General features: G+C 71.9%; 16 protein-coding genes. 5 read left to right on the top strand and 11 right to left on the bottom strand.

Translation table 11 applies throughout. The features are described 5' to 3' along the window. Window positions 1-120 precede the first annotated feature (120 nt). The 3 genes from ACH5AC_RS27935 to ACH5AC_RS27925 form a co-directional block, all read right to left on the bottom strand. Complete coding sequence (locus ACH5AC_RS27935; protein WP_398865048.1) at window positions 121-1,278, bottom strand: ROK family transcriptional regulator; 1,158 nt, start codon at window positions 1,276-1,278, stop codon at window positions 121-123. A 100-nt stretch (window positions 1,279-1,378) separates the two neighbouring features. Next, window positions 1,379-2,041 carry a response regulator gene (locus tag ACH5AC_RS27930; protein ID WP_398864938.1) on the bottom strand — a complete coding sequence of 221 codons (663 nt, stop codon included), beginning with the start codon at window positions 2,039-2,041 and terminating at the stop codon, window positions 1,379-1,381. Window positions 2,042-2,055: 14 nt separating this feature from the next. Next, entirely contained in the window at window positions 2,056-3,213 is a 1,158-nt protein-coding gene (locus tag ACH5AC_RS27925; RefSeq protein WP_398864937.1) for a sensor histidine kinase, read from the bottom strand. A gap of 108 nt (window positions 3,214-3,321) precedes the next feature. Between ACH5AC_RS27925 and ACH5AC_RS27920 the strand changes: the two genes are divergently transcribed. The 3 genes from ACH5AC_RS27920 to ACH5AC_RS27910 are packed head-to-tail and all read left to right on the top strand — an operon-like array spanning window position 3,322 to window position 5,467. Beyond that, a complete protein-coding gene (locus ACH5AC_RS27920) occupies window positions 3,322-4,248 on the top strand; it encodes an ABC transporter ATP-binding protein (protein WP_398864936.1) in 927 nt (308 codons plus the stop codon). Beyond that, window positions 4,245-4,967: an ABC transporter permease subunit gene (locus tag ACH5AC_RS27915; RefSeq protein WP_398864935.1), complete on the top strand. Its 723-nt coding sequence runs from the start codon at window positions 4,245-4,247 to the stop codon at window positions 4,965-4,967. The genes ACH5AC_RS27920 and ACH5AC_RS27915 overlap by 4 nt, the downstream gene beginning before the upstream one ends. A 56-nt stretch (window positions 4,968-5,023) precedes the next feature. Continuing rightward, window positions 5,024-5,467, top strand: coding sequence for a hypothetical protein (locus tag ACH5AC_RS27910; protein ID WP_398864934.1), 444 nt, complete (start codon window positions 5,024-5,026; stop codon window positions 5,465-5,467). 3 nt (window positions 5,468-5,470) lie between these two features. Here ACH5AC_RS27910 and ACH5AC_RS27905 read toward each other — a convergent pair whose 3' ends face one another. Then, window positions 5,471-5,881, bottom strand: a complete 411-nt coding sequence (locus ACH5AC_RS27905) for a mismatch-specific DNA-glycosylase (RefSeq protein WP_398864933.1) — start codon at window positions 5,879-5,881, stop codon at window positions 5,471-5,473. A gap of 55 nt (window positions 5,882-5,936) precedes the next feature. On the opposite strand from ACH5AC_RS27905, the gene ACH5AC_RS27900 reads away from it, so the two are divergent. Together ACH5AC_RS27900 and ACH5AC_RS27895 are read left to right on the top strand one after the other, a co-directional pair. After that, entirely contained in the window at window positions 5,937-7,133 is a 1,197-nt protein-coding gene (locus ACH5AC_RS27900; protein WP_398864932.1) for a tyrosine-type recombinase/integrase, read from the top strand. 361 nt (window positions 7,134-7,494) lie between these two features. Continuing rightward, the gene (locus ACH5AC_RS27895) at window positions 7,495-9,573 is read left to right on the top strand and encodes a site-specific integrase (RefSeq protein ID WP_398864931.1); all 2,079 of its coding nucleotides are present in this window, start codon (window positions 7,495-7,497) and stop codon (window positions 9,571-9,573) included. 47 nt (window positions 9,574-9,620) lie between these two features. Here the strand turns inward: ACH5AC_RS27895 and ACH5AC_RS27890 are convergent, their stop codons facing one another. The 7 genes from ACH5AC_RS27890 to ACH5AC_RS27860 all read right to left on the bottom strand — a co-directional run bounded on the left by ACH5AC_RS27890 (window position 9,621) and on the right by ACH5AC_RS27860 (window position 15,839). Then, window positions 9,621-10,091, bottom strand: coding sequence for a hypothetical protein (locus ACH5AC_RS27890; RefSeq protein ID WP_398864930.1), 471 nt, complete (start codon window positions 10,089-10,091; stop codon window positions 9,621-9,623). Window positions 10,092-10,185: 94 nt separating this feature from the next. Beyond that, complete coding sequence (locus tag ACH5AC_RS27885) at window positions 10,186-10,512, bottom strand: uracil-DNA glycosylase family protein (RefSeq protein WP_398864929.1); 327 nt, start codon at window positions 10,510-10,512, stop codon at window positions 10,186-10,188. Further along, window positions 10,412-11,854: an adenylosuccinate lyase gene (purB, locus tag ACH5AC_RS27880; RefSeq protein WP_398864928.1), complete on the bottom strand. Its 1,443-nt coding sequence runs from the start codon at window positions 11,852-11,854 to the stop codon at window positions 10,412-10,414. The genes ACH5AC_RS27885 and purB overlap by 101 nt, the downstream gene beginning before the upstream one ends. A gap of 209 nt (window positions 11,855-12,063) precedes the next feature. Next, window positions 12,064-12,846 carry an SGNH/GDSL hydrolase family protein gene (locus ACH5AC_RS27875; RefSeq protein ID WP_398864927.1) on the bottom strand — a complete coding sequence of 261 codons (783 nt, stop codon included), beginning with the start codon at window positions 12,844-12,846 and terminating at the stop codon, window positions 12,064-12,066. A gap of 70 nt (window positions 12,847-12,916) precedes the next feature. After that, window positions 12,917-13,930 carry a hemolysin family protein gene (locus ACH5AC_RS27870; protein ID WP_398864926.1) on the bottom strand — a complete coding sequence of 338 codons (1,014 nt, stop codon included), beginning with the start codon at window positions 13,928-13,930 and terminating at the stop codon, window positions 12,917-12,919. Continuing rightward, entirely contained in the window at window positions 13,927-15,261 is a 1,335-nt protein-coding gene (locus tag ACH5AC_RS27865; RefSeq protein ID WP_398864925.1) for a hemolysin family protein, read from the bottom strand. The genes ACH5AC_RS27870 and ACH5AC_RS27865 overlap by 4 nt, the downstream gene beginning before the upstream one ends. Before the next feature lie 152 nt (window positions 15,262-15,413). After that, on the bottom strand, window positions 15,414-15,839 hold the full coding sequence (locus ACH5AC_RS27860) for a GNAT family N-acetyltransferase (RefSeq protein ID WP_398864924.1): 426 nt from the start codon (window positions 15,837-15,839) through the stop codon (window positions 15,414-15,416). Between the last annotated feature and the right edge of the window lie 312 nt (window positions 15,840-16,151).

The following is a 16,151-nucleotide window of genomic DNA, read 5'->3' as shown; positions in this document are numbered from 1 at the left end:
GGCCCGGTGGCCCGGTGGCCCGGTGGCCCGGTGGCCCGGTGGCCCGGTGGCCCGGTGGCCCGGTGGCCCGGTGGCCCGGTGGCCCGGTGGCCCGGCGGCCCGGCGGCCCGGCGGCCCGTGTCACCGCCGTGCCGTCACCGTGCCCTCCACCGCGAACAGCTGCTCCTCCACATGGTCGAGGGCCAGCCGCAGCGCGCCCGTCGCGACCGCCGCCTCGCCCAGCAGGGACAGGGTGACCTTCGGCGGACGCAGGCAGTAGCGGGCCAGTTCGCGGCGCAGCGGCTCCAGGACGCCGTCCAGGCCCGCCGCCCAGCCGCCGATCACCACCAGCTCCGGGTCCAGGGCCAGCACCAGCGCCGCCACGTCGTGCACCAGCCGCTGGAGGAACCGGTCGACGGCCGCCCGGGCCCGCTGGTCGCCCTCGCGGGCCTGCGCGAACACCGCGGCGACCGCCTGCTCGTCCAGCGGATGCAGCGGCTCGTCCGTCGTCGACAGCAGGGTCTCCGGCGTGACCCCCCGGCCCAGCAGATGCAGCGCCCCGATCTCCCCGGCCGCCCCGCCGAACCCGCGGTGCAGCCGCCCGCCGATCAGCGAACCGGCCCCGGGGCTCAGGCCCGCCAGCACGAACACCACGTCGTCGGACTCGGTGGCGGCCCCCTTCCAGTGCTCGGCGACGGCCGCCGCGTTGGCGTCGTTCTCCACCAGCACCGGGCACTTGAAGGAGCGGCTCAGCCGCTCGCCGAGCGGCAGCCCCGTCCACTCCGGCAGCGCGGTGCCCAGCCGGATCGTGCCGTCCGCCTCGACGATCCCCGGGGTGGCGGCGCCCACGGCCCGCAGCGAGCTGCGCGGCACGCCCGCCCGGCGCAGCAGCTCGGCGACCGCGGTGCGCAGCCGCTCCAGCCGCTCGTCCGCCGGCGCCGTCTCGTCGACGTCCTTGGCCTGCGCGCCCAGCACCCGCCCGTCCAGGTCGGCGAGGAGCGCGGCCACGCGATGCGGGCCGATCTCAAGGCCGAGCAGATGACCCGCCTCCGCGCGGAACCGGAACCGCCGCGCGGGCCGCCCCTGCCGCCGGGCCGCGCCCTCCTCCGCCGCCGTCTCCACCACGAGCCCGGCCGCGATGAGGTCCTCGACGACGCCCTCGACCGTCGGCCGGGACAGCCCCGTCACCCGGGTGATCTCCGTCAGCGTCGCGCAGTCCGTGGCACGCAACGCGTGCAGCACCACCGCGGAGTTGATCCTTCGCAGCAGCGAGGGGTCCCCGCCGGTCAGCCGCCCCACCGTCCGTCCTCCCAGCTCGTGCGCGATGTTGGCCGGATCGTACTCGTCGCGGCGCACCCCGGCGAGCGCGGGCACCGGGCGAGCCGGACGGGCGCCGGACTCACCCGGGCGCCACGAACCCCGACTCGTACGCCGTGATCACCGCCTGCGTACGGTCCCGGGCCCCCAGCTTCGCCAGGACCGCGCTCACATGCGACTTGACCGTCTCCGTGCCCACGACCAGCCGGGCCGCGATCTCCGCGTTGGACAGCCCCCGCGCCATCAGCCGCAGCACCTCCGCCTCCCGGTCCGTCAGCCGAGCCCGTACCAGCAGGTCCCGGGCCGCGCGGTTGCCGCCCGTGTCGCCGTACTCGGCGGCCAGCCGCCGCACCGACGCCGGGAACAGCAGCGACTCGCCCTCGGCGACCAGCCGTACCGCGTGCACGATCTCGGCCGGCCGGGCCCGCTTCAGCAGGAACCCGTCGGCACCGGCGCGCAGCGCGTCGTACACGTACTCGTCGTTCTCGAAGGTGGTCACGACGACGATCTTCGGCGGATCCGCCACCGTCCGCAGCACCGCGCGTGTGGCCTCGATGCCGTCCAGCAGCGGCATCCGCACGTCCATGGCGACCACATCGGGCCGCAGCTGCCGCACCAGCGGGATCACCGCAGCCCCGTCGGCCGCCTCCCCGACCACCTCGATGTCGGGCTGCGCCTCCAGCACGGCGCGCAGACCCGCGCGGACCAGCGGTTCGTCGTCGACGAGCAGTACGGTGACCGGCATCCGGCCAGCCTAGATCAGCGCAGCGGCAGCTCGGCGTGCACCTGCCAGTCGCCTGCGTCGGGCCCGGTCGCGGCGCGCCCGCCGAGCAGCGCGGCCCGCTCCCGTATGCCCCGCAGCCCGCTGCCCCGCCCGGGGCCGGGTATCCCGGCGGTCAGCGGATTGCGCACCTCCAGGCGCAGCACGTCGGCCGTGACGCCCACGCGCACGCGTACCGGCACGGCTCCCGCGTGCCGCAGTACGTTCGTCAGCGCCTCCTGCAGGATCCGGTAGCCCTCCCGCGACACCGGCCCCGGCACCGTCTCCAGGACGCCCGTGAGCTCCGCGTCGACCTCGGCGCCGGACGCGCGCGCCGACTCCAGCAGCCGGTCGGCGTCGGCGAGGCTCGGCCGGTCGCTGAGCGGCCGGTCCGTCTCGCGGAGCACGCCGAGCACCCGCTCCAGATCCTCCAGCGCCGCCCGCCCGGTCTCCTCGATGGCCTCCAGCGCCTGGTTGGTGAAGCGCGGATCGCCCGCCGCGCGGGCCGCACCCGCCTGCAGCACCGCCACCGTCAGCGCGTGCCCGATGGAGTCGTGCAGCTCGCGGGCGATGCGGTTGCGCTCCAGGAGCTGGTCGGTGCGCTCCTCCAGCGCGGCGAGCCGCTCGGCCGCGGACGGGCCGAGCAGCGCCCGGGCGGCGGCCGTGGCCAGGACACCGAGGCCCACCACGGCGCCGTAGAGCACGAGCAGGGGAAGCGGGGCGAGGAGGGCGAACACCCAGTGCGGCGCGGTGTCCCGCAGACCGGGCAGGTCGGTCGCCCGGTGGCCGAGGGCCAGCCCGGTCAGCTGGACCGTGAGCAGGGGCAGCCAGACGCACACCATCCCGGTGACCCAGCCGAGCGCCACGCGCAGCTCCAGCCACACCGTCGTGCGGACCCGGTCCGCCCAGGTCGCGGACGGGGTCAGTGAGAAGCCCGCGCCCGGCTGACCGGGCGTCAGCAGCCACTGCGCCTGGAGGCCCTCACCGACCCGCACCGCCGGGATCAGCAGTCCGACCGGGATCACCAGCAGCGCAGGGGCCCACATCAGCCACTCCTGGACGAGCTCCCACGCACCCGCGAACAGCATGGGCACCCACAGGTGCACCACGCGCGTGTACGTCGTCCCCCGCAGCAGGGGGCACAGCAGCCGGGCCATGGGGTCATCGTGCCAGCCGCCACTGTCAACGCCTCTCCCCCGAGCGGGGGAGACGATCCCCACCGGCGGGGGAGGCCACCGCCCCGCCCGACGGCCAGAGTTGGGGCCATGACCAGCATCGACGTCCAAGACCTCACCAAGGAGTACGGGACCCACCGGGCCGTGGACCACCTCACCTTCCGCGTCCTGCCCGGCCGGGTCACCGGCTTCCTCGGCCCCAACGGCGCCGGGAAGTCCACCACGATGCGGCTGGTCCTCGGCCTGGACCGGCCCACCGCGGGCACCGCCACCCTCGGCGGCCGCCCCTACACCACCCTGACCGAACCACTGCGGCACGTCGGCGCCCTGCTCGACGCGCAGGCCGCGCACGGCTCCCGCACCGGCCGCGACCATCTGCGCGCCCTCGCCGCGAGCAACCGCATACCCGCCCGAAGGGCCGACGAGGTCCTGGAGGAGACCGGGCTGGCGCCCGCCGCCCGGCGCCGGGTGAAGACGTACTCCCTGGGCATGCGTCAGCGCCTCGGCATCGCCGCCGCCCTGCTCGGCGAACCGGAGGTGGTCCTGCTCGACGAGCCGTCCAACGGCCTTGATCCCGAGGGCATCGTCTGGATCCGCGGACTGCTGCGCCGGCTCGCCGACGAAGGCCGTACGGTCCTGGTCTCCAGCCATCTGATGAACGAGACCGCGTCCTACGCCGACCACCTAGTCGTCGTCGGCCGGGGCCGGCTGCTGGCGGACACCCCGCTGCGGGACTTCATCGACGCGCGCGTACGGCCCCGGGTGCGGCTGCGCACCAGCGCGCCCGAAGCGTTCCGGGACGCGCTCGCCCGGCACGGGCACCGGGCCGAGGAACAGGCGGACGGCCAGTGGACGATCGAGCACGCGCGCGTGGACGACATCGGCCGCCTGGCCTCCGAGGCGGGCGTCCCCGTCCTCGAACTGGCCGCCGAGGAGGGCACTTTGGAGCAGGCGTACTTCGACCTGGCCGCCACCGAGACCGAGTTCACCGCACGGCCCCAGGAGGTCCGACCATGACCTACGCACCCGCGCTCCACTCGGAGTGGATCAAGATCCGCACGCTGCGGTCACTGACCGGCGCCCTGTGCGCGATCCCGCTGACCACCGTGGGCTTCTCCGCGCTGGCCGGCGCCGACTCGGAGGGGGTCGACCCCGACCCGCTGTTCTCCGTGTTCTTCGGCGTCCACTTCGGGCAGATCGCCGCGATCGCCTTCGGCACGACGGCCGTCTCCGCCGAGTTCCACGGCGGCGCCCTGCGGCAGACCCTGGCCGCGGTGCCCGACCGGACGCGGTGGTTCGCCGCCAAGGCGACGGCGATCGCCCTCCCGGTCCTGGCGGTCGGCCTGCTCACCGGCCTGGCCACCCTCCTGGTGGGCCCCGCGGCCCTGGGCGACACGGCGGACCGACCGGGCTGGGGCGAGGGACTGCGCGGCGCCATCGGCTGCGGCCTCTATCTGACGCTCATGGTGCTGCTGGCCGCCGCTCTGACCACCGTGCTGCGCAGCGGAGTGGCCTCGCTGAGCGTCCTCATCCCGTTCCTGCTGATCGTGTCCTTCGTGGTCGGCGACATGTCGGGCACGGTCGCCGACCACCTGCCCGACCGAGCAGGCCAGGCCGTGCTCCACACCTCCCCGGACGCCGGCCTCGGACCGTGGACGGGCCTCGCGGAGACCGCGTCGTGGACGGCGGCGGCCCTCGCCGTGGGGGTGTGGCGGGTGCGGCGCCGGGATGCCTGAGCCCGTCGGCGACTGACGGCCCGCCAATTGTCAGTGGCGGGGGCTTTACTGGACCCATGGACATCGCGCGCTGCCTGGACGCCATCGACCTGCTGTGCACCAGCGACTTCCCCGAGGCGCACAGCAGGACCGACGTGGGGGAGGCGGGCCCCGGTTACCTGATAGCGGAGTTAGCGACCAGCGACGACTTCTGGGAGGACGACGGGACGGCACGGGAGGCGGCGGAGGACCAGTACGAAGCGGACCGGGACGGCCTGACGGAGCGGCTGACCGAGCGCTGGGGACCCCCGGACCGCATCGGCCTGGCCGGGGTGCTGATCCGCTCCATGGAGGGCGAGGAGATACCGGAGCCCTGGGACACCCTCAGCAACCACGTGCCCGACCTGCACCTCTGGCGCACGCCGGGCACCGGGCGCTGGGTCGCCCTCGGCATATCCCAGTGGGACAAGGAACTGCCCTTCCAACTCCTCGCGGTCGTCACGGAGATCGACCCGCCCTGAGCCTCAGCCGGCGCGGGCCCTCTCCCGAGCCGCCGCCCGCAGCCGCGCGAACTCCTCCGCCATCGTCGCCGCCGTCCAGTGCGCGTTGAGTCCGCTGGGATTCGGCAGCACCCACACCCGCGTGCCGTCCCCGATCACCCGCTCCTGCGGGCCCACCCGGGCATACCGCTCGTCGAAAGCCGCCCGGTAGGCGGTCACGCCCACCACCGCCAGCCAGCGCGGCCTCAGCCGCGTCACCTTCGCCGCGAGCAGCCGCCCGCCCTCCCGGTACTCCTCGGCCGTCAGCTCGTCGGCGCGGGCGGTGGCCCGCGCCACCACATTGGTGATGCCGAGCCCGTACGACAGCAACTCGCCCTGCTCCGCGGGCCGCAGCAACCGCGGGGTGAACCCGGACAGATGCACAGTTATCTGCACTACGTCTCCTCGTTGGTCCCGGTGCTGGTTCCTGAGATCAACGAGGAGAGTGCGAGTGGACCTGCGGCATGAACTGATGGAGGGGCGGGCGGACGTCCCCCGTGTCGGGACGGTGGTCCCGGCGAGGAGGGTGCACCCTCCGTACATCGTCCTCAACGGGTACGACGACGAGATCGAGCCGGCCACTGCGTACCTGCGGGACCTGGCCCTGCATGACAGCAGTCCGCTGACGGTCCGCAGCTACGGGTACGGGCTGCTGCGCTGGTTCCGCCTGCTGTGGCTGCTCGGGGTCGGTTGGGAGAGGGCGACCGAGGCCGAGATCGCGGTGTTGGCTGGGTGGCTGCGGACAGCGCCGAACCCTCAACGGCAGCGCAAGTCGGCTGGTGGCCCGGCTCCGGGCTCGGTGAACCTGCGTACGGGGAAGCCGGTCCTGCGTGTCGGCTACGCGCCACGGACGATCAACCATGCCTTGTCGGTGGTGAGCGGGTTCTACGAATTCCACGCGCACCAGGGCAACGGGCCGGTCACCAACCCGGTCCCGGTCTCTCCGCAGCGGCGACGGGCCCTGGCCCATCGCAGCCCGCTGGAGCCAAGGGCGGTGCTGGGCCGGGCTCGGCTGCGCCAGAAGGTGGCAGACCGGCCGCCGCGGTCGATCCCCGATCATCTGTGGGACGAGTTGTTCGAGTGCATGGGGTGCGAGCGCGACCGCGCCCTGCTGGAGTTCTACGTCTCCAGCGGAGCCCGCGCCGAGGAATTGCTCGGCGTCGGCATCGGTGACCTGGACTGGGCTGGCCAGCGCGTCTACGTGATCTCGAAGGGGTCGCGGGAGCGTCAGCCTGTTCCGGCCTCTCCACAGGCGTTCGTGCGGTTGGCCCGCTACCTCGACGAGGTCGGCACCCCGCCGTCGGACGAACCCTTGTGGCGGACTCGCCGAGGGACAGACCGGCCCTTGTCCTACTGGGCGATGCGGCGAATCATGCAGCGCGCCAACGAGGTGCTGGGCACCAATTGGACGCTGCACGACCTGCGGCACACGGCCGCGAGCCGCATGGCCAACGGTGGCAAGCTCACGCTGCCGGAGGTGCAGTCCATCCTGCGGCACGCCAACATTCAGACCACCAGCCGCTACCTGACGGTGCGCGTCGAGGAGCTTTTCGACAAGCTCACCGAGCACTACAACGCTCCACGCATCGAACGGAGCTATCCCAGCGGCTACGACGCCGACGACATCGCGGCGGTGTTCGGTGCCTAAATCCCGTCTCAGCACCACCACGGGGGCCAGTCGACGGCACGGTCCGGTTGCCGAAGGTCTCGACTTCGCCAGCCGATTCGTCGGAGGGGCCATCACGCCTGAACCGGCCGTCGCTGCGGTTCCGCCCCGTCCTCACGGGGACCTCGCCACGGCCTCCGTCGCTCACATCGGTCGGCTCGCCGCCACGGTCTGGATGGACGCGTGCCGGGTCACCCGAAACCAGCGAGCACAGGCCGCCCAATGTGTCCTGGAATACCTGCTCGACTTCCCTGGCCAGACATGGCAGGAACGATGGGACGCCAGCCCCATTGGACAAGGGCTGGTCGCCGCGAACACCCTCGGAACTCGACGTTCCACCGGCTTGGCCATCACACCCGGGGTCCGGGCGCTCTACTGCCTGCGTGTCATCCAGCCGACCCTTGTCGCCTTCCGGCGCAACGTGTTGCACAACTTCGCGCCGATGTTCGTCGCCGCTCAGGGCGATCCGCTCCTGGACAAGTACACCGCGCAGGTTCAGGCGCAGCCGATGCGGCACGTCCATCGTCGCGAGGCTATGTCTGAGCTGTGCACCCTCCTCGCGGTCCAAGGAGTGGCACTGGGCGATGTGACTCCGGCAGCGGTGCTGCACTTCACTCAAGAAAACCGCCGGGCCCGCAGTGTCCTGCAGCCGGGGAACAAGGTGGCGAACCGGCTGGTCGGCCAGGGGATGTGGAATGTCCTGCATGCCATGGGGCACTTCCCGCCCGCGACGCCTCCCACGCTCCGGGCCGCTCTGATGCGGGGCCAACGCACCGTTGAGGAGATGGTCGCTCAGTACCCCATCCGCAATCAGGCGGTGCGGGCTCTGTTGATCGACTACTTCACGCGTCGCCGGGCGGACACCGACTACTCCACGCTGAAGAACCTCGTCCTGCTGGTCGCCCATCACTTCTGGGAGAAGATCGAGCGCGTCAACCCCGACCAGGCTGATCTGCGGATCTCCCCCGAGCACTACGCGACCTGGCGGCAGATGATCAACGTTAAGGACAACGGCAAGCCTCGTGCCGGCCAGGACAGCATCGTCATCGCGGTCCGAAGCTTCTACTTCGACCTGCACACCTGGGCCGCCGAGGAACCGGAACGCTGGGCAGCGTGGGTCGCCCCTTGTCCTGTTCCGCCCAGTGAACTCCACGGCCTCGGGACTCGCCGACGCCGGATCAACGAACGCTCAGCCAATCGCACCCGTCAGCGCCAGCCCCTGCTGCCCGTCCTGGTCGACCACGTGGAGACGCGCTACGACCGTGCCCGCCTCCTGCTGGAACGGGCCAACAAGGCAGCGGAAGGAGAAATCTTCACTCACGACGGGACCGACTACCGCCGCGTCATCACCGAAGCCGACCGCAAGCTCCTCCGCCACGGCGACGCGGTCCCCACCCGCGTCATCGAAGAGTCCAGCGGCCAGATTATCCACGTCGGAACCGAGGAAGAAACAGCCTTCTGGGAGTGGGCCGCGGTCGAGACTCTGCGGCACTCCGGAGTGCGGGTGGAAGAACTCATTGAGCTCACCCATCTCAGCGTTCGGCAATACCAGCGGCCAAATGGAGAGGTCATCGCATTGCTGGTGATCGCCCCGTCGAAGACCGACCGCGAACGCGTGATTCCGATGTCCGCCGAACTCTTCCACGTCATCGCATCCATCATCCGCCGGCACACCCGCACAGGCCGCCCGATCCCCCTCGTCAGTCGGTACGACCCGCACGACAAGGAGTGGAGCGCCCCGATGCCGTTCCTCTTCCAACGGCAGAACGGCACCACGCCCGCCGTCTTCTGCACGGGCACCATCCAGGAGATGATCAGTCGACGCGGGCAGGCCCTTGCCGAAGCGCATCCGGGGTTTCGCGGATTGAAGTTCACCCCTCACGACTTCCGAAGAATCTTCGCCACCGAACTCGTTAACAGTGGCCTGCCGATCCACATCGGGGCGGCCCTGTTGGGTCACCTCAACATCCAGACCACCCGTGGTTACGTCGCGGTCTTCGACGAGGACGTCGTGCGCCACTACCAGGAGCATCTGCACCGCCGCCGCCAAGTCCGGCCCGAGGGCGAGTACCGCGACACGACGGACCAGGAATGGGGGGAGTTCGAGGAGCACTTCGACCGCCGAAAGGTCGAACTCGGCTCCTGTGGACGCCCCTACGGCACCCCCTGCCAGCACGAACACGCCTGCATCCGCTGCCCGATGCTGCACATCAACCCGAAGATGCTGGACCGACTCGAAGAACTTGCCCGCCTGCGGCGGGCTCAGGACGAGCGCTGGATCGGCGAGGTCGAAGGCATCAACCTCACGCTCACCTTCCTGCGCTCCAAGCGCGAAGAAACCCAACGTCGAGCCCGGCGCCCAGCTGTCGACCTGGGCATCCCTAAACCCCGAGACACTTCCCCAACACCGGAGGCGCCCTGACGAGACTCGGTAGATATCCCATTCGGCCCGAACGCGGCGACAGAGAGTCAGGACAGCCAATCCTCGGTGTCACGGTGATCGCCGAGCCCCACGATCGTGAACTCGTCCTGAGCCCCACTGGCAGTGATACCGAGTTCGCGGAGAGCCCGGCAGACAGGGGTGCCTTCAACTGGGGCCGTTTCGTTTTCCAGCAGGTGGAGCGGCCCTAGGACAACACTCCCATCACGCCAGACAACCGCGTTTTCTTCCCCGACACCGCCGAAGTACTCGGATTCGACATAAGCCACTGGGCCGCCCTTCGACCACTCCGCCAGCCGCTGATCAAGCTCTGCGGTGAGATTCCAGAAACCGACACGCCGGACTTGGGACTCCACTCCGAGCACGGTCAACAGAGCGTCGGTTACCGGCATGAGCGTCAGCCCGTGACGAAGACGCGTGATTCGGGCGGAAGGCAATTCTGCCGTCACGGCCGTGAGCAGCTCGCTGTCCGCGACCACTGCCTTGAGGTCATAGCTCAACTCGTTCCCCTCTCCGCGCTGATCCTGGCACCCGCTTACCGTCCAGAATCCGCAGGCCCCCCGACCGCCACCTCAATGGAGTCCCCTTGCCCAATCACATACCCGCCCCCACCCGATCGGGTGAAGTGCAGAGAAGCAGCACCGGCCAGAAGCGGTTGCCGGGGCGGGCGAAGTGATGGCCGGTCGCGGCCGTCATCAGCCCGGGGTTGATCCCGCAGAACAGCACGCGCAGGCCGTCCGCGACCACGTCCGGGACGAGGCGGTCGCGGGCGGCCTCCAGCTCCGCCGGGGTGAAGCGGGGAGTCATCGCGTACCGGGCCTCAGAGGATCGCCCCGGGGGTGTAGCCGGCCGCCTCGGGACGCTGCTTGACGATCTCCTCGATCCGGCCGACGAGCAGGGCGACCTGGTCGGCGGCGGCACCCGTGAAGGACAGCTTGTCGGCCATCAGCGCGTCCAGCTCGGCCCGGTCGAGCGGAAGGCGCTCGTCGGCGGCCAGCTTGTCCAGCAGCTCGTTGCGCTCCGCGCCCTGCTCGCGCATCGCCAGCGCGGAGGCCACCGCGTTCTCCTTGATCGCCTCGTGCGCGACCTCACGGCCGACGCCCGCGCGCACCGCGCCCATCAGCACCTTGGTGGTGGCCAGGAACGGCAGATAGCGGTCCAGTTCGCGCGCCACGACCGCCGGGAACGCGCCGAACTCGTCGAGCACGGTCAGGAACGTCTCCAGCAGGCCGTCCAGCGCGAAGAACGCGTCCGGCAGCGCGACCCGGCGCACCACCGAGCAGGACACGTCGCCCTCGTTCCACTGGTCGCCCGCCAGCTCGCCGGTCATCGACGCGTAGCCGCGCAGGATGACCATCAGGCCGTTGACGCGCTCGCAGGACCGCGTGTTCATCTTGTGCGGCATCGCCGAGGAACCGACCTGGCCCGGCTTGAAGCCCTCGGTGACCAGCTCGTGCCCGGCCATCAGCCGGATCGTCTTCGCCAGCGAGGACGGCGCCGCCGCCAGCTGCACCAGCGCGGTCACCACCTCGTAGTCCAGGGAACGCGGGTAGACCTGGCCGACCGAGGTGAACGCCTGCGAGAAGCCCAGGTGGTCGGCGATGCGCTGCTCCAGCTGGGCGAGCTTGGCCGCGTCGCCGCCGAGCAGGTCCAGCATGTCCTGCGCGGTGCCGACCGGGCCCTTGATGCCGCGCAGCGGGTAGCGGCCGAGCAGCTCATCGACCCGGCCGTACGCCACGAGCAGTTCGTCGGCGGCGGTCGCGAAACGCTTGCCGAGGGTGGTGGCCTGCGCGGCCACGTTGTGGGAGCGGCCGGCCATGACCAGCTCGCCGTACTCGGCGGACAGCTTGCCGAGGCGCGCCAGCACGGCCACCGTGCGGTCGCGCATCAGCTCCAGCGACAGCCGGATCTGCAGCTGCTCCACGTTCTCCGTGAGGTCGCGGGAGGTCATGCCCTTGTGGACCTGCTCGTGCCCGGCGAGGTCGTTGAACTCCTCGATCCGCGCCTTCACGTCATGCCGGGTGACCTTCTCGCGCTCGGCGATCGAAGCCAGGTCGACCTGGTCGAGGACACGCTCGTAGTCGGCGAGCGCCGCGTCCGGCACCTCGATGCCGAGGTCCTTCTGGGCGCGCAGCACGGCGAGCCAGAGCTGACGCTCCAGCTTCACCTTGTGCTCGGGCGACCAGAGTGTGGCGAGCTCGGCGGAGGCGTACCGTCCGGCGAGGACGTTCGGGATGCGGGGCTTGGCGGGCGCAGAAGTCACGTGACGAGAGTCTACTGGCGATTCCTGCAGGCCAGCGCCATGGCCCGGCTTGGCGGAACGTACGAGACCGGCGTCACGCCGGGGGTGGGCAGCCGACCGGCCCCGCTCACGGGCAAGCAGTCCGCCGTACGATCCGCCCGCCGAGGGCAAGCAGTTCGCCGTGCGGTTCGCCCGTCCAGGGCAAGCGACTGGCCGTCCGGCCCCTCCGCCTACGCCGCCGGACCCTCGTACGGCAGCAGGTCCGGTCGCTTGGCCGGGCGGCCGTCGCCCGAGGAGCGGCCGGTGAGGCGGCGGGCGATCCAGGGGAGCAGGTGCTGCCGGGTGAAGCGGGCGTCGGCGGCACGGCGGGCGAGCCAGCCGGGGGGCAGGGTGGCGGCCATCGGGGCGTGCCACTCGGGGTCCTCCGCCGGGTAGCCGAGCCGCTGCCAGACCGCCTCGGCGACCCGGCGGTGGCCCTCGGCCGTCAGGTGGAGCCGGTCGACGTCCCACATCCGGGGGTCGCCGAGCGCGGGCGCGCCATAGAGGTCGACGACCACCGCGCCGTGCCGTTCGGCCAGTTCGTCGACGCAGGTGAACAGCTCCTCCATGCGCGGGCGGAACCGCTCCAGCACCGGACCCTGCCGGCCGGGGCTGCGCATCAGCACCAGTTGCTTGCAGGAGGGGGCCAGCCGCTCGACCGCCTCGGTCAGCAGCCCCCGGACGCGGCCCATGTCGCACTTGGGGCGGAGCGTGTCGTTCAGGCCGCCGACGAGGGTGACCACATCGGCGCCCATGGCGGCCGCCACGTCCACCTGCTCCTCGACGATCTGCCCGATGAGCTTGCCGCGCACCGCGAGGTTGGCGTACCGGAAGCCGGGCGCCCGCGCGGCCATCCGGCCGGCCAGCAGGTCGGCCCAGCCCCGGTAGGTGCCGTCGGGCAGCAGGTCCGACATGCCCTCGGTGAAGGAGTCGCCGACCGCGACCAGACTGGTGTGGGTGGGGTTCGTCGTCATGGCGTCAGCGATGGTAACCCGTCTCCATACCCAGCGGTCGGTCGGCCTCCACCGAGCGCCCCGGGGCAGCTCAGGCGCGCTGCCCGAACAGCTCCCGCAGCACGTCCTCCATCGTCACCAGCCCGGCCAGCCGCCCTTCCGCGCCGAGCACGGCCGCGAGGTGCGTACGGCTGCCCCGCATCGCGGTGAGCACGTCGTCCAGCGGCGTCGTCTCCCGTACGCGCGCGATGGGCCGCATGTCCCGCAGCCGGAACGGCAGGTCGCGCGGCGAGGTCTCCAGCGCGTCCTTGACGTGCAGATAGCCGACGATGCGGGTCCCCTCGTCGACGACGGGGAACCGGGAGAACCCGGTCTCGGCCGACAGCCGCTCCAGCTCCTCCGGCGTGACGCCCACGCGCGCGTAGACGACGCGTTCCAGCGGCAGGACGACGTCGCGCACCGGACGGCGGCCCAGCTCCAGCGCGTCGTGCAGCCGCTCCTGGGCGCGGTCGTCGATCAGCCCGGCCTCCCCGGCGTCCTTGACGATCTGCGCCAGTTCGGCGTCCGAGAAGGTTGCCGTGACCTCCTCCTTGGCCTCGACGCGCAGCAGCTTCAGCAGGGCGTTGGCGAACGCGTTGATCGTGAAGATCACCGGACGCAGCGTCCTGGACAGCGTGACCAGCGGCGGTCCGAGCAACAGCGCGCTGCGCACCGGCTCCGCGAGCGCGACGTTCTTCGGCACCATCTCACCGAGCAGCATGTGCAGATACGTCGCCAGCGCCAGCGCGATCACGAAGGACACCGCGTGCCCCGCGCCCTCCGGCACGCCGATGGCGTGGAACACGGGCTCCAGCAGGTGCTCGATCGCGGGCTCGGCGACCACACCGAGGACCAGGGTGCACAGGGTGATCCCGAGCTGCGCGGCCGCCATCAGCGCGGACACGTGCTCAAGACCCCACAGCACGCTCCGGGCGCGCCGGTCGCCCTGCTCGGCGTACGGCTCGATCTGGGAGCGGCGCACGGAGATCAGCGCGAACTCGGCGCCGACGAAGAAGGCGTTGAGGACCAGGGTCGCCAGGCCGATCAACAGCTGGATCGCGGTCACTTCTCGGCCTCCTGATCGGACTCGTCGTCGAGCGGCGCGCGCAGCATCACCCGCGCGGCCCGGCGGCCGGTGGCGTCCACGACGTCCAGTCGCCAGCCGGCGACCTCGACGGTGTCACCGACGGCCGGTATGCGGCCCAGCTCGGTGGCGACGAGGCCCGCGAGCGTCTCGTACGGCCCCTCGGGGGCCCTCAGGCCCACCCGGGCCAGCTGGTCCATGCGGGCGGCGCCGTCGGCCGAGAACAGGGCGTGGCCGTCGTCGTCCGCGCCCGCCGGGGCGAGGTCGGGCGTCTCGTGCGGGTCGTGCTCGTCGCGCACCTCGCCGACGACCTCCTCGACGATGTCCTCCAGGGTCGCCACGCCCGCCGTACCGCCGTACTCGTCGATGACGACGGCCATGGTGCGCTTGCCGCCCAGCCGGTCGAGGAGCCGGTCCACGGTGAGGGACTCGGGGACGAGCAGGGGTTCGCGCATGATCTCGGAGACGGGCACGCGCACGCGGCGCTCGGCGGGGATCGCCAGCGCGTCCTTGATGTGCGCGGTGCCGACGACGGAGTCCAGGCCGCCGCGGTGGACGGGGAAGCGGGACAGGCCGGTGGCCCGGGTCGCGTTCGCGACGTCCTCGCAGGTCGCCTGGGCGTCGAGGGCGATGACCTGGACGCGCGGGGTCATCACGTTCTCCGCGGTCAGGTCGGCCAGGTTCAGCGTGCGAACGAACAGCTCGGCGGTGTCCGCCTCCAGCGCGCCCGCCCTGGCCGAGTGCCGGGCCAGCGCGGCCAGCTCCTGCGGGCCGCGCGCGGAGGCCAGCTCCTCGGCGGGCTCCACGCCGAAGCGCCGTACGACCCGGTTGGCGGTGTTGTTGAGGTGGGTGATGAAGGGCCGGAACGCGGTGCTGAACCAGCGCTGCGGGGTGCCCACCCGCCGGGCCACCGCCAGCGGGGCGGAGATCGCCCAGTTCTTGGGTACCAGCTCGCCGACGACCATCAGGAACACCGTCGACAGGCCCGTGCCCAGCACCAGCGCGACCGAGTGGGACACGGACTCCGACACACCGGCCGACTCCAGCGGCCCGGCGATCAGCGCGGCGATGGACGGTTCGGCGAGCATGCCGACGACCAGGTTGGTGACGGTGATGCCGAGCTGGGCGCCGGAGAGCTGGAACGTCAGACTCCGTGCGGCCTTCAGGGCGCCGGCGGCGCCGCGCTCACCCCGGGCGGCGGCCCGCTCCAGCGCTCCGCGCTCGACCGTGGTCAGCGAGAACTCGGCGGCCACGAAGGCGCCGCACGCGAGCGACAGCAGGATCGCCACCAGCAGCAGGAGCACTTCTGTCATCGGGTCACCTCCGTCCCAGGATCGGACAGGGTGCGGAGGATCGCGCGACAGCGTGTACTGGGAGGCTCGCCCATGGGCGGACGCTCACGACCTTTCATACGGGAACGAGTGCTCCACTCATGGTAAAGGATCAGCAAAGCCGCTCGGTCGGCTCAGTCCGTCAGCGGCCTCACCCAGCGCCGCCACTTCTCCTGCGGCGCGTAGCCCGCCGCGCTCCACGCGTGGTGCGCCGTCTCGTTGCGGACCAGCACCATCGCGTCCGCGCGCCGGCCGCCCAGGCGCACGAACCGCTCGTGCGCCGCCGTCAGCAGCGCCGAGCCGATGCCCTGACGGCGGTGGTCCGGGTGCACCGCCAGCCGGTACAGATGGCAGCGCCAGCCGTCGAAGCCGGCGATCACCGTGCCGACCAGCTTCCCGCCGCGCTCCGCCAGCAGCAGCGCCTCCGGGTCACGGGCCACCAGCCGCTCCACCCCGTCGCGGTCGTCGCTGATGCTCGTGCCCTCCGCGGCGGTCTTCCAGAAGGCGAGCACGGCATCGAGATCCTCGGGCACGGCGGCCCGTATGCGCAGGTCGGTCATGGTGGGATCCCAGCACGCGGGGCGCGGCCGCGCCGGGAATTCCGACATCCGGACGCTCACCGCCCGCGCGGCACGGCCATCACCGGCCCGAGCGCCTCCAGCACGGTGGGACACGAGAACCCGTACCGCTCCCGTGGCCGGTGCCGAGCCAGGGTTCCAGGCGCCCGCCGGGCGGCGCGTCCGTCGTCACGGCCTCGCGAGGCGGCACGAACGTGCCCACCCGGCCCGCTGGGTGGCCCCGGCCGCCGCGGTACGCGGATCCACTCCGACGCGGAACGGACGCGGAATCAACTCTCCCGAGCCGCGCGCGAC

Source organism: Streptomyces sp. NPDC018693 (assembly GCF_044391385.1).
GTDB lineage: Bacteria > Actinomycetota > Actinomycetes > Streptomycetales > Streptomycetaceae > Streptomyces.
This window is presented reverse-complemented; position numbering and strand designations above follow the sequence as displayed.